Raw genomic sequence first — 14,814 nt, 5'->3', positions numbered from 1 at the left:
CCAATGCAAAATTTCGCACTACATCACTACTACACAACCTTGAAAAATCATTTAAAAACACGGATATTAGTAAACCAATTGTAAAACCTGTATAATTTTGACTGCACGCTATAAACCCTTATTTTTTAGGCTACTACTTTTAGTAGTACTTGTTGTTTTTGGGCAATGGGCAATGGCGCAGGCCTACATTGGGCAGCGCAAAACGGTTAATTACGAGAAAAGGCAGTACAACGCGGGCACCCAAAACTGGAAAATACGCCAGGACGCGCAGGGCCGCATGTATTTTGCCAATAACGAAGGGGTGCTGGTGTTCGATGGGTCATACTGGCAGCTATATCCGCTGCCCAACAAAACCATTGTACGCTCATTAGCGTTTGGTGCCGATAAAAAACTTTACGTTGGCGGGCAGGACGAGATCGGTTATTTCGCCCCTGCTAAAAATGGGCTGCTTGAATTCACATCGTTAAAAAACCTTATCCCAAAAGCCGACCAGGCATTTTCTGACATATGGGATATCGCCGCTTATGGGGGCGATGTATTCTTTCGCACCCATGATAAGATATTTAGATATAGCAACGGTAAAATAACGGTTTACCATTCGCGTTCATGGTTGTTCCTGGGAATGTACCGCGATAAGCTACTGGCCCACGACGAGCAAAAAGGCCTTTTGGCTTTTGCAAATGGCACCTGGCAGCCTTTTATTGCCAAAGCTAACCTGCCTGATGGGTTCTACATTACCAACATATCTAAGTTTAATGATACCTCCAGCCTGATTACATCCGCAAAAGATGGCTTGTTTTTGCTAAGTGGCAACAAGCTGAATTATTTTAAGCTGAACGGGGCCGGCATAGATATCCATCAACATTTTTCGGCAGCTACGGCTCTACATGATGGTACTTACCTGGTGGGTACTTATGTCAACGGTATTTACCAGTTTGATAAAACGGGGAATATCATCGAAAATATCGGAAAAAAAGAAGGCTTGCAAAACACCAACGTGCGCTGTATGTATACCGATGCAAACCACAATGTTTGGCTTGGGCTGGATAACGGGATCGACTACATAGCCTACAACAACGCGGTTAAGCATATAAACCCATTAATATTTAAAGATGGCGGGGGCTATGGCGCTGCCCTTTTTAAAAATAATTTATACTTCGCTCTATCAAACGGGGTATATCAGTTACCTGTTAATGGAGTTAGCGACCTTAGTTATCTGAAAAACGACTTTAAAACGACCGGCGAAGGGCAAACCTGGAACATGGCCGAAGTAAACGGCCGCCTGCTTGCGGGGAAAGACGACGGCCTGTTCGAGGTATTCGGCGACAGGCTTGCTCCTATTTACAACGCTACCGGTTTCTGGACGTTTCAATCCCTTAAAAACAAAGCAGGCGAACCTTTGATAGCGGCGGGTAATTATTATGGCGTTCGCCTTTTTGATAACAAAGGCGCCAACCTTATTGATAAAGGCAGTGTGGGCAAATATTATGAGTCGGCGAGGTTTATGCAGGTTGATGAACATAATATGATCTGGACATCGCATCCTTATCGCGGGGTTTATAAACTGGACCCAAACACCGGCAGCGTTAAAACCTATACTAAAGACCAGGGCCTGCCCTCAACCCTAAACAATTTTGTTTTTAAAATAAAGGACCGGATCATTATCGCAACCGAAAAAGGTATATATGAATACAACCCGGCTACCGACCGTTTCATCCAATCGCCGCAATTCAAGAAAATATTTGGCGACAGGGGTTTACGGTACCTTAAGGAAGATGCAACCGGCAACGTGTGGTTTGTGCAGGGAAAAAGCGTTGGCGTGGCCGATTATACATCGGCACCAACCATTATCAACATCCCCGAGTTGAATAACCGCATACTAAGCGGCTTTGAGAATATTTACCCGGTTAACACCAATAACGTATTTGTAGGCAGCGAGAACGGTTTTTACCACATCAATTACGCCAGGTATAAGCAAAATATACGGCCTTTAAATGTTTACATCCGTAAGGTAAAAGCAACCTATGGCACCGATAGCTTGCTTTATGGCGGTTACTTTGCGGGTGTAAGCGATGATAAAAAGCAAGCCACCGAAAACACCCCGTCATTAGCGCACAACTGGAACTCGCTGCACTTTGAATACTCGTCGCCAATTTTTGAGGAACAATCTAACGCCGAATACAGCTATTTACTGGATGGCTTTGACAAGGAATGGTCGGAGTGGTCTAAACGGCCGGATAAGGATTACACCAACCTGCCCGCAGGTAATTACACCTTTAAGGTGAAGGCCCGCAACCATCAAAATAATGAATCGGCGGTAGCGGTTTATGCCTTTGTTATAAACCCGCCGTGGTATCAAACCATTTTGGCCTACCTTATATATGTGGTGATTTTTGCGGGTGCCCTTTACTATCTGTATAAAATACAGGAAAGGCAACACATTGCTAAACAACAAAAGCAACTGCATCTTCAGCAGCAAAAGAACGAAGAAGAGCAAAAGCAAATAGCTTACCTGCACCAACTGGAGCTGGAGCGATCTGAAAAGGAAGTGGTGAAACTGAAAAACGACAAGCTACAATCCGAAATAGAATTTAAAACGTCCGAACTGGCATCTGCAGCCTTAAACCTGGTGCAGAAGAAGGAGTTTATACTAAAGGTGAAAGAAGAGTTGCAGCATATTCAAAAATCGGGCAGGGAGATGGTGGAAACTACCGAGATAAAAAAGATATTGCGCCTGCTGGCCGAAGAGAATAAGGTGAACGAAGAGTGGGAACAATTTTCCATTCACTTCGATAAAGTGCACTCCAACTTTTTAACCGTAATAAAAGACCGCTACCCAAGCATCAACCAGCAGGAACTAAAGCTTTGCGCCTACCTCATCATGAACCTATCCAGCAAGGAAGTCGCCCAACTAATGGCGATCTCTGTACGCGGGGTAGAGATCAGCCGCTACCGTCTCCGCAAAAAGCTCCAGATCCCCACAGAAATGAACCTGTTTGAGTTTTTGTTTAATATACAAAGGGAGATAACGAAGGGGTGATAGGGGTGACTAATTTAGCTTTAACTAATCACTTCCGTAATAACACCCTCGCCTAATCTTATCAATAGGAACCGTGTGTATAACCTGTATCAATACAGCATTGACTATCCCGGTTTCATAGTATATCCTTACAACTTAAAAATCGTCTTCAACCCGCTTATCCCGATCTGCAAGCCCACACAAAATATCAAAAATGCCGAGATGCGGTTTACGATGTTTTCGCCGTTCTCTCCCAGGTAATTGATCATGGTTTTGGTGTTGAGGTAAAAGAAATAGATCATGGAACACATTACTACGATAGATACTAAGATGGCGCCGGTGGTCATGTAATAGCGGGCGCTACCCATGGCGTCGCCTTGGGCGCTTAGGGTAAATAGTACGGATATGGTGCCCGCGCCCGTGGTTGCCGGGAAGGTAATGGGGTAAAAAAGCTTGTTAGCGATATGGCTAAAGGCAGATACATTGGGTTGCCCGTCAAGGTCTTCGGGCGAGGCCTTTTTCTCGTCGGACGACAGGAACTCCCACCCCATTTTACAGATCATGATGCCTCCCGCCAGCTGTACCACCGGGATAGAGATGCCGAACAACCTCAAGATCCATTGCCCAGCAAATAACGATACGGTGCAAATCAAAAAAGCGTAAAAGGTTATTTGGGTAACGGCTTTCCGCTTCTCGCCCTTTGTAAGGTTCTCAAAATACGGGCTCACCATAAAGGCCGAGCCTATTGGGTTAACAACGGGGAACAAGGCAATTATACCAATGAAAACAAGGTGGACAAAAGATTCGTAAAATTCGGGCATCGGGTGTCTTATATATTCCCATAAAGATATACTATGCATAGCAACTATCAAAAAAAGGTAAGATATCACCCTGCAAAAGGCCTTTTTATCCGCCAACTATGGGGTATAATTATTTTACGCCCGTAATTACCGCGACATTTTTGCCAATAACATCAATTCTCCGTTCATTCTGTGAACGATTTTGCCATAATATTAAAAATATGTTAAGTAAACATAAATACTATTGCAAAATCATTACCTTGTAGTTATATAAATTTACCCCAAACTATTATATATGAAGAAAAATCTACTCCTTATCGTCACATTGTTATTTATGAATGCCACGGCATTAATGGCGCAAACCGGCAATGTTACCGGCGTTGTAACAGATGCAGGCACTAACCAGCCCATGCCTGGTGTAACCGTAACTGTAACCAACGGTGGCAGTGTTGCCATTACGGGTGCTAACGGCACCTATTCTGTTAAGGCACAGGCATCAGCCGGGATAGTGTTTACCTACACCGGGTATAAAACGCTAACTACAAGTGTTAATGGTCGCAGCAAAATCGATGTTTCTTTATCATCAGAGATCTCACAACTGAACGAAGTGGTAGCTATTGGCACACGTTCGGCAGGGCGTGTAAAACTGGAAACGGCAGTCCCGGTTGATGTAGTGAACATTAGTAAAGTATCCAGTAATACCGGGCGCCTTGATCTAACCGACATACTTAACTACGCGGCCCCGTCTTTCAACTATAACAAACAATCAGGCTCGGATGGCGCCGACCACGTGGAACTGGGAACCCTGCGCGGCCTTGGGCCCGACCAAACCCTCGTGCTTGTTAACGGTAAACGCCGCCACAGCACCGCTTTTGTTTCGGTATTTGGCACACGCGGCCGCGGTAACTCGGGGGTTGACCTTAGTTCGATACCAACCGCTGCAATAGACAGGGTAGAGATATTGCGCGATGGCGCATCGGCACAATATGGGTCTGATGCTATTGCGGGTGTTATTAACTTGGTTCTAAAGAAAAATATAGGAGAGTTTACCGCCAACGTAGGTTACTCCGGCTATTATGACCCTGCCTTTAATACCGGCAAAGGCGTATTAGCTGCTTACTACCCCCATGGCAACGCTATAGACGGCAACGGCATTACCATAGATGCCAATTATGGCTTTGCTATAGGCAATAATGGCGGTTTCTTAAATTTAACCGGCGATTTCGCTAATAGCGGTAAAACGTTTCGCCAAACAAAAGATACCGCCACCGCTAACCTGCAGGCGTTGCCTTTTAACCCATACAGGCGTGCAAATGGCGATGCTTCATCAACAAGCGGGTCTTTATTTTTCAATAATGAAGTACCCCTTGCCGGCACCCGCACAACCTTTTACAGCTTTGGCGGCTATTCATACAAAGCAGGAGATGCTTATGCGTTTACCCGTAACTTTTCCGGCAAGCCAGAGCGTTTCCCCACTAATGCCGGTGGCGACCTGATACCGGTTAGCGGCATTATTTTCCAGGACCCAAGCGGCGATTCGTACTATAACCCGCATATACAAACACATAATACCGATTTAGCTTTGGCCGCGGGCCTTAAGGGCACCATCGGCGAAAACCTGGATTGGGACCTTAGTAATAATGTAGGTAATAACAAATTTCACTTTTTTGGCGATAAAACATTTAACGCCTCTTTAGGCCCGCAGCAAACACATTTTGATGATGGCGGCTCGGAGTTTTTACAAAATACCACTAACTTAAACTTTAGTAAGCATTTCCCTAAAGCGGCAGCAGGCCTAAACCTTGGCTTTGGTGCCGAATATCGTTACGAACGTTATAAAATATTTGCCGGCGAAGAGGCTTCTTATACCAATTACGATGCTACCGGCGTAAAGGCAGCGGGTTCGCAAGGGTTCCCCGGTTACCAGCCTGCCGATGCGGTAAATGCTAACCGTTCGGTTTTTGGCGGCTTTGTTGACCTCGAGCTGGATGTAACTAAAAAATGGCTTATAGATTTTGCCAACCGCTATGAGCACTACAGCGATTTTGGATCGAGCTTTACCACAAAGTTTGCAACGCGCTATAAAATTACCAACACCTTCAACATCCGCGGATCATTAGGTACAGGTTTCAGAGCGCCATCACTACAACAGATCAACTATAGCAACACGTTCACTAATGTGCAGGGGGCTGTTGTATCTGAGGTGAAGATAGCACCAAACTACAGCCCTATCACAAAAGCGGCAGGCATCGCTAACCTTACACAGGAGCGCGCAAAAAATGCAGGCATTGGCTTTACCTTTAAACCAATCCCCGAATTAAGTTTTACGGTTGATGGTTACATTATTAAGGTAAAGGACAGGGTGGTGCTTTCGGGCCAGTTCAGCGCGTCGGATGCAACGCTCGATCCGGCATTTACCGCCGCACTCGATAACCTGCATGTAAGCTCGGCACAATTTTTTGCCAATGCGGTTAATACAACCAACCGTGGTTTAGACGTGGTTATTGATTACACCAAAAACGCGGGCAGTAACCGCTACAGGTTATTGTTTACCGGTAACTTCCAGAGTATGGATATCGATAAGATAAATTACCCGCCCATATTGGGTAAAACTCCCGCGTTAAAGCAAACATTTTTGAGCGACCGCGAGCAGAAGTTTATCCTGGCATCGGCACCTCCGCAAAAATTTGCCCTTAACCCCGAGTACGGCCATAAAAGTTTTACAGTAGGCGTACGCGTAACCTACTTTGGCAAAATAGACCTTTTAGGTTACGGCGACGGCACTACGCTTAGCCCAACGGTACCGCTTGATAACGGCAGCGCGCAAGTACCCGACCAGTACATTTATAGCGGAAAAGCCGTAAGCGACCTTTACTTTGGTTACAGGCTTAATAAAGCTGCACGCATATCTATTGGTGCCGATAACATTTTTAACGTACACCCGGACTTGGGTTATGTTGTGGGCGCAAAAGGCTGGGCGTACAACAATGAACCTGCCGGCCCGTTTGATGCCGTGCAAATGGGGCAAAATGGCCGCCGTGTCTTTTTAAGAATGGGTTTTAACTTTTAAAGCGCTTTCAATAAAAGATACGGTATCACTTAATATAAATAAAAAAGCCCTTTAGACATCCATCTAAAGGGCTTTTGCTTTGCGAAACGGCCGGTATCTAAGGCTGTAGGGATGATAGGTAGATATTATAACCTGTTGACCTTAAAAAATCTTAAAACAAAAAAACGCTTAGATAAATCTAAGCGTTTAATTTTTCCTGCGGAATGGACGGGTCATGAACTGAGTTCATAAGTCATTCATTATCTGAATATTATATTTAAAAAATCTAAGTACTTTATGAATCACGCAAAAAAAATGTAATGACTCTAAATCGTTGATTAAATATATAAAATAATATACAGATTCTTTAAATTTTTACTAAAATTTAAATGTCTAATCGAAGATAATTACACAACAAATAGATCAGTTGTGGCTCATTTAAATGATGATTGAGAGGGGTTCGATTCTCCTAAGGGCTCGGAGCCTATCCAGAATACGACGTATTCTGACACCGTTATTTTTCAGCTTAGCGCAATCGTCAAAAGTGTATGATGGTCAAAGGAATAATCACTGGAGAAACTGCGTCCTGACGACATCTGGAACTTTGTCCGGCCTAACCCGATCTCACTCAGCTCACTAGTCTTTTATTAATCGGCGACCTTTGCTTTTGGCACTTCCTGTACCTGCTGCAAGGACCGTCTGACCTGCCCATAACGATCAGGAAAATAGACTTTAAAACTTTGAGCACCTGACCTTCTTGACCAATATACCGTGCCTTTTCTGCGAATGAAGCTGGAGGGAAGGGATCTGGTGATGACGATCCCGCTGCTGTTTCTCATCGGTGCCATATTTGTCCGAACCAATCTATTTTACAAGAACCCGTTTTTGGCTTTATTGGGCTACCGACTGTATCAAGTGGATACGAGGGAAACAAGCGGTGCTATTTTTATTTCCAAACAGGCGCTTCAGACCGGCGATACAGTTTATAACATCTTTCTAGCTGATAACATTTATTTCGTAAAAAATATCTAATGCAGCCGCTGGCCTATTACCTTGATGAGGAAAGCGCTTTAGCCGCGGTACTCCGAAAAACAAAAAAGGCCGCGAAAACTACGCGGCCTTTTGGGGTATTAAATATTAACTGATATAAAGAAGATAGTTTCGGTATTATTAGTTAGGGTTAACGATAGGGGCGCTACCAGCATCAGGTGGATTTAAAACTGCTTCGTCAGCAGGAACATCCCAATAATCAAGGAAGTTGTAATTGATAGTAGCATGGGTACTTACAGTGCCGGTGCTGCCAACAATTACCGCATCGGTTATGCCACCTCCTTTTGAAATATCGTATATGATACCGTAGCGGCGGGCATCGTAAAATGCCAGTCCCCTGAATACCAGTGCAACGCGGCGTTCGCTTCTTAGCATGGCGGTTGCCTGGGCAGTACTCAGGTTTGTGCCGGCTAATGGTGCCAACCCTGCACCCTGTGCGGCACGCACATTATCTATACTTTGCAGCGCTGCGGGGACGCTGCCCGTATTTATCAGGGCCTCAGCTTTCATTAATTCGTTCTCCTCGTATGATGGGCCGATGTAAAGCTGATAGTTACCGGGGGTACGGTCGCTGAGTACCTGCACACCGGGCAGATTTTTTCCGCCGTCTTCCAGCTGCCACCTCGTACTGAACGTAAATCCGCCTACCTGATTTAAATATGGCGTTATGGCGGTGAAGTTGTTGCTCAAACGTTTATCGCCGGTTTGGTAACTCTGAATAAAGCGCTCGCTGATTTTAAATGTGCTTGATTTGGGCGGGCCGGTAGTTAGAGCAGCTACGGAGCCGCCGGTTGCCGAAAAGAACCCGTTTGATACCGAAGTACGGCCTGCAAACACATTGTCGGAACTGGTTATACCGCTGTTTACCAATGTGAGCACTTTGCTCCAGTCTGCTGATGTCATATCGACCACCTTTTTGTTGGCTACAATGTTCCGGGCTTTTAAAGAATTAATGTTATGCACAAACATGGTCGGGTTAGGCACCGTGCCGTTACCTGTTTGAACAAAACTTGGGATCAGCTTCTCCATTACTACCTGGTAATCTGCAGTGTTTGTTATACCTGTTAACAAAGCCGCTGCGGCATCAAGGTTTTTATCCGATTCGGCAATAAGCGCCGCGCTGTTTACATAGGCGGATGTGATTCCGTTTACTTTATCGTTGATGAGACCTGCATAATATAAAGAGCCTAATTTACTATAGGCAAAACCCTTCCACCAGTAGCACCAGGCTTTAATGGTATTCTTCTTAGTAGCCTCATCGCCGCTAAACTTTATATCGTCTACCAGTGCCAGTACCTGGTTGCAGGCATTGTTTAGGCCATACATGTAAGTCCACTCCAGGTAAAATACGTTTGAGGGGCGTTTATCGCGGGTATTACTGATACGTAACACTGATTTTTGCGGGGATGAATTGGTGGTTTTGGTATTGTCATCAAATATGGCATAATCCGGCAGGTTCACTACGTTGATGTTAATATTGGATGCCTCGGCACCAATGTTGTCGCCCAGTAATTCATGATATTGAATGCCCTGCGAAAAATAGCTGTCGCCCAGCGCATTCAGTCCGTTTAAAACGGACGGGTTACTTCCGTTAAAGCCCGATAGGTAAATCCCTCCTGATGCCAATGAAATGATACCGGACTCCGTACCCGCCTGTTCTAAAGTAGGGGAGTTAGGGTTTTTTACATCAAGTTCTTTTTTACAAGATGCGGTACCCAGCAAAACCGCGGTTAAAAGCCAGGTTGATAATATTTTATAGTTTTTCATTTCTAAAAATTTAAGGTCCATTAAAATCCAAGGTTTAATCCTATTTGATAAGACTTCAGGTTGGGAGACGAACTGTTGTCAACCCCTCGGTCAAACGCCGAATTGGAATTACCGGTACTAATTTCGGGGTCAAACCCGGTGTACTTAGTAAAGGTTAATAAGTTACGCCCAGTGAAGGTTAATTGCACCTTTCTGAAGACCTTGTTTTTAATTATCCCGGAAAAGTCGTAGGACAAACTCACATTTCTTAACCGCACAAATGAAGCATCTTCATAAAAATAATCTTTAGTACCATTACGTGCAGGGCCGTTACGTGCCCCAAAATAATCGGCATAAATACTTCTGTAGTATGCAGTGTAAGCTGCTGTTGTGCCACCTATCGTTACAGGAACGTCGTAATCGCTGCTTATCCCGTCACGATACATCCACTCTTTTGTTTGGTTATAAAGGTGGCTACCATGCACCCAATCAAACTGGAAGCTTAAGCTTAGCTGTTTGTAATTAAGGCTGTTGATAAAAGACATGTTGAATTTAGGGTTAGGGTCGCCAAATGAGTATGCCTCGTTGGTAAATTGTACACCTTTGGTTGTTTTATCGACAACCATCCCGTTCACAATTTCATAATTACCCAAATCAGCATCAGCAATGTACCTCACGCCACTTTGGTTTAGCTGAGTAAGGCTAGTTAAAGCTTTATAACCGTATATCTGGCCAATTTTAGTGCCAGCATTTAAAGTAAGCTGTGTGCTGCCTGCGGAACTTGCCAGGATAATGGATGGGCCGTCAATAGCATCTATTTTAGATGTTTGATGACTGAAGTTGGTGGTAAAGTTCCAATTGAAATTTTTAGAGTGTAATACATTAATATTTAACGATGCCTGGAAACCGTTTGACGAAAGTGAAAGAGCGTTGGTTTTGAAAGTGCTTGCACCTGTAGATGGCGGCACAGCCACATCGTAAATTACATCTGTTCCTTTACGTGTCCAGTAGGTTGCACTAAAATTGAATACAGAAAGCCATTTGCCGCTCCATCCGTTTAAGGAGAAATCGGTACCAGCCTCAATTTCGCGTGATACCTCTACATTAAGATTTGAATTTTTGCTAGCGTTTTGCAGGGCAAAAGCCAGGTTAGTGCCCAGGTTTTGAGGAACCAGCACCGGATACCTGTCAAATGGCTGTGGCTGTATCCCGGCTTTACCATATGCGGCCCTCAATTTAAATTCAGAAACCCTGCGGCCTAAACCACTGTTTTTCCAGAAACCAAAAGAAGAAGGGCGGATGTAAACGTTGGCATTGGGGAAAGTAAACGGTTTTGAACCCTGACCAAATGCAGATGAGTAATCGCTCCGGAAACCACCTGATACACCTCCATATTCACCAACGTCAATTTTTTGATTAACCACGTAACCATAAGTTACAAATGGTTCTGTATAGTCAAAAGCAACCGACTGTGTTTGGGTTTGGTTAAAGTTGAAGATGGGATAACTTGGCAAACCTAAACCGTAAGTGTCAAACTCTTCGTAATTGTTTTTTCGGTAATCATACTGCAGTAATGTGGAAGTTGTTATCGGCAGGTTTATATGAAAATCTTTCTCAAAATCGGTACGGATAGTAGCCGAAGCATTGAAGTTTTTAAAAGTAGTTTTATAGCTGTTTTTGTTTAACTCACCTGTGTTCTCACCATTATAATTGCTGGTAAAAGTATTCAGGTTTTGCGAGGCAATGTTGGCGGACTGATTCTGATAGATGTAATTGGCTTCACGGTTGCTGTAGTTTAAGCCATATTTGGCACTCAGCTCAACAAATTTGTTGACCTTATAGCTCGCCTGTATGTTTTGTAATATATCTACCCGGTTATCACGCGTGCTGCCATATTCGGTATAATAAAAAGGGTTGCTTCCGTTTACACTCACCGTTCCGGAGTTTAAAGAGAACGGAAGTGTACCGTCTGCCAGTGTTTGATTAAAGTTATAAAAAGGTGAAGAGTTTAAAGCATTAAATAGCCCGCCAGAATTACCGACGCCTAAGCTCCTGTTGAGCGTGCTGCGGTTATAAATTAACTGCGTTACTGATCGTAAGGTGAAGCCCTTAAAAAGCTCAATGCCTAAATTGCTCACAAGGTTTGTACGATCGTTATAGCCGTTGGTACGTATGGTACTTTGCTGGTGGTTATTGGTTAGACCTATATTGTAATCAAACTTATCTGTAGCGCCAGATACATTTACGCTGTTATTGGTAGTATATGCCGTACGGAAGAGTTGCTGGATGTGGTCGTAGTATTTGAGGTTTGTGCCGTAAGGTTTGTCAGCAATATTTAGTGGATTTGACATTGCTGTTGGGTTTCCGTTACCGGCAGGGAAAGCCCAGGTTACCCCGGGATAGGTCCCGTTCTCATCCAAAGCTATAATATTACCATCATTATCTACAAAGTTGCCCCTGTCATCTGTTTTAAAGCTGGTTAATTTTGCCTGGTGTACATTGCCGCTATTAATAATGCTACTGGCTGCCACACTGCTTGATATATTAATTTGCGGTTTGCCTTGCTGGCCTTTTTTGGTAAAGATCTGGATAACACCGTTGGCACCCTGTGCACCATAAATGGTAGACGATGCAGCTCCCTGCACTACTTCAATCCGATCTACATTGCTCAGATCAAGTAAGCTGATATCGGTAGCTCCCGATTCAACACCATCAACCAGTATCATTGGAGATGTACCCCGCTGTATGGTATTGATACCTCTGAGTACAATGTTTGTGCGGGCCCCTGGCGTACCATCAACCGAGGATATTTGCGCACCAGGAATTTTACCTACCAGTGCTTGGTCTATAGAAGCCGTAGGTGCCTGGGGCAGGTTTTTTGACGAAACAGATTCTACCGAGATACCAAGTTTTGCCTTACTGGTAGCCACACCAGATCCGGTAACTACCACCTCTGTAAGCTGCCGGTTAGCAGTGATCAGTTTTACATTGATCACACTGCCTGTCAGGGGTAGTTCGGCGGTGGTGTAGCCAATGAAACTGAAAGTTATGGTGGTGGCTCCGGCAGGCACCGTTAGTGAATATTTTCCTTCTGCTGAGGTTTGGGTACCAATACCGGTAGCTTTAACAGCCACACTTACGCCCGGTATGGGTAAACCATCATCCTGGGCTACTACAACACCCGTAATTGTGCGGGTTTGAGATTGGGCTGCGAGACTGGAAAAGACCATAACAATCCCAATAAAAATTTTGAGTAAATTTTTTTTCATGAATTTGATCAGTTAGAGTTAAAAGTTAATTAACACAATATACTGATGTAACATTTATATTACAATTGGGGACAAACTTTTACTTTATTGGTAAAAACGTTAGTAATAAATGATTAGAAATTAGGTAAACTTTGTAAAATCGCAGATATTTTTATATAATTCATAAAGATTTATATATAAATAATTAATTTAACGCCTAAAAGAATAATCTTAAGTCTAAAAATCGCTTCTAAAAATACTTTATTGCCGCTATTGCGGATTTAATTTTAATTTTTTTAAGATTATTTGACTTTTGATAGTATTTAACGTACATTTTGGGATATTTAAAAATAACCTTACCTTATATTATAATAACGTAAGTTCGTTTAATCAGCTAAACTAATTGATTGTCGTTAGTTCCTTAACGACGTTTAGGGATGGTTTTTTAGGTAGAGACGGTCAGCACAAAGTGCGTCTATTGTGTTCATCAGGAAGTTATTGACCGACCGTTGCTTGGTGTGCTGTAATAATTCATAAACTATTAATAAAAAATTTCTAAAGGCATAACACAAATCGATGCTCTTCATTACCAGAATCGCCTGATCAAATCTTCCGGATTATCCGACTAGTCTGCTTTGGTAGCCCGTAGGGGAAACTTTGAAACGAAAAAGGCCCTTAATCTACGATTAAAGGCCTTTTCGATGTTTTTGATAACATAATCAGCGGAATGGACGGGACTCGAACTATTCCTTTATATCGTTGAAAATCAATGTTTTTACTTTGTTAAAAAATGATGCTCACCAAATGCTCACCAATTTTTTGCAACTATTTGACTGTAATTGACTTAACTCAAATATACGAATTAATGCGATTTATAGCAATTTAATTAATCAATTCAGGTAGATTTTAGCGGGCATTACGTCAGCATATCCCGACATTTTTTTTCCCTTTTGCTAAAGGTAATCCGGCCACTTATTAACCTGACATATCAACTCATCAACATTCATTGTCGGGTAGTATGATACTGCATACTCCCTAAAAGCGACTTTTGTTTCCGGCCTCTCCCATTCCATAACAGAGAGTATAAGCATCGGCCATCTTTTAGTCTGCCGCATAAAACCATATAAGGGCATATATGGCGGTGCATAATAAAAGGAGTTATCCACCAGCTTATCATATAATATTTTATTAAACGCACGTTTCATATCCCTAATCACATCATAGGCGACGCTATATTTCCCCCCATGCCTCATGGTTTCAGACAGTGCAGACAAGCCCTCATCATGAAAAAAAACATATAAGTAATCCATAAATCCTTTTTCGGTTAAATCGCACAAATCTTTACTATAATAGGCGTAAGCCTGCTTAAATACTTCTAATGAGAAATCTTCCTTGTGCTTATCCACAATAAAATTAAGCACTTCCATTTCTTTTGCGATCACCTCATCCATAGATGGGCCTTTAGAACCAACACCGGGAACCGTTAACAAGTACCGGGGCTTGGAAAATAGCTCAAAATAGTAACTCTTAAAAAAAATAGTCTTTCTTTCAAACGTAAGCTGTAAGTACAAAGGATGAGTAAGCTTTCCGTGAAAGTCAACCTCTTTCAGCCGTTCATTCAAATAAGTTTTATAGGCGATTTTATACACTTTTTTAAAATAATTTTTTCTGATGCCTTTTGAACGATTTTGGTAGGTAATGCTTATTTAACACCATAAGGACAAAATGCAAATACTACCAAAAGTAATCAAATCAAATTAGCCTATTGGTTAATGATAGTTCAAAGATACTAAAATGTTTTGTTGATATTTTAATTTATCAAAACATATATTTACCTTAGTCCTTTCTAAAAGTATCACCAGCCCTTCATCCAATTCTTGGAATAACCAAACCATTGCCTGA

General features: G+C 42.9%; 7 protein-coding genes. 3 read left to right on the top strand and 4 right to left on the bottom strand.

Features of this window, described 5'->3' with window-relative positions; all coding sequences use genetic code 11:
• Positions 1–97 precede the first annotated feature (97 nt).
• Positions 98–3,040, top strand: a complete 2,943-nt coding sequence (locus ABIB39_RS03250; RefSeq protein ID WP_354427252.1) for a ligand-binding sensor domain-containing protein — start codon at positions 98–100, stop codon at positions 3,038–3,040.
• Positions 3,041–3,168: 128 nt separating this feature from the next.
• Here the strand turns inward: ABIB39_RS03250 and ABIB39_RS03245 are convergent, their stop codons facing one another.
• Positions 3,169–3,840 (bottom strand): MarC family protein, encoded by a 672-nt coding sequence (locus ABIB39_RS03245; RefSeq protein ID WP_354427250.1) that lies wholly within the window; start codon positions 3,838–3,840, stop codon positions 3,169–3,171.
• Between the two features lie 274 nt (positions 3,841–4,114).
• Between ABIB39_RS03245 and ABIB39_RS03240 the strand changes: the two genes are divergently transcribed.
• Complete coding sequence (locus tag ABIB39_RS03240) at positions 4,115–6,889, top strand: TonB-dependent receptor (RefSeq protein WP_354427248.1); 2,775 nt, start codon at positions 4,115–4,117, stop codon at positions 6,887–6,889.
• A 750-nt stretch (positions 6,890–7,639) separates the two neighbouring features.
• Entirely contained in the window at positions 7,640–7,900 is a 261-nt protein-coding gene (locus ABIB39_RS03235) for a KwaA family protein (RefSeq protein WP_502916156.1), read from the top strand.
• 138 nt (positions 7,901–8,038) lie between these two features.
• Here ABIB39_RS03235 and ABIB39_RS03230 read toward each other — a convergent pair whose 3' ends face one another.
• The 3 genes from ABIB39_RS03230 to ABIB39_RS03220 all read right to left on the bottom strand — a co-directional run bounded on the left by ABIB39_RS03230 (position 8,039) and on the right by ABIB39_RS03220 (position 14,561).
• Complete coding sequence (locus ABIB39_RS03230) at positions 8,039–9,685, bottom strand: RagB/SusD family nutrient uptake outer membrane protein (protein WP_354427245.1); 1,647 nt, start codon at positions 9,683–9,685, stop codon at positions 8,039–8,041.
• 20 nt (positions 9,686–9,705) lie between these two features.
• Entirely contained in the window at positions 9,706–12,933 is a 3,228-nt protein-coding gene (locus ABIB39_RS03225) for a SusC/RagA family TonB-linked outer membrane protein (RefSeq protein ID WP_354427243.1), read from the bottom strand.
• A 932-nt stretch (positions 12,934–13,865) separates the two neighbouring features.
• Positions 13,866–14,561, bottom strand: a complete 696-nt coding sequence (locus ABIB39_RS03220) for a hypothetical protein (protein WP_354427241.1) — start codon at positions 14,559–14,561, stop codon at positions 13,866–13,868.
• Between the last annotated feature and the right edge of the window lie 253 nt (positions 14,562–14,814).

This window comes from Mucilaginibacter sp. UYP27, from assembly GCF_040547175.1.
In the GTDB taxonomy this organism is placed as follows: domain Bacteria; phylum Bacteroidota; class Bacteroidia; order Sphingobacteriales; family Sphingobacteriaceae; genus Mucilaginibacter.
This window is presented reverse-complemented; position numbering and strand designations above follow the sequence as displayed.

Bases quoted from the DNA above. Each gene is read 5' to 3' on its own strand.
- ABIB39_RS03225 (WP_354427243.1), bottom strand. From the start codon at position 12,933: ATGAAAAAAAATTTACTCAAAATTTTTATTGGGATTGTTATGGTCTTT.
- ABIB39_RS03245 (WP_354427250.1), bottom strand. From the start codon at position 3,840: ATGCCCGAATTTTACGAATCTTTTGTCCACCTTGTTTTCATTGGTATA.
- ABIB39_RS03230 (WP_354427245.1), bottom strand. From the start codon at position 9,685: ATGAAAAACTATAAAATATTATCAACCTGGCTTTTAACCGCGGTTTTG.
- ABIB39_RS03240 (WP_354427248.1), top strand. From the start codon at position 4,115: ATGAAGAAAAATCTACTCCTTATCGTCACATTGTTATTTATGAATGCC.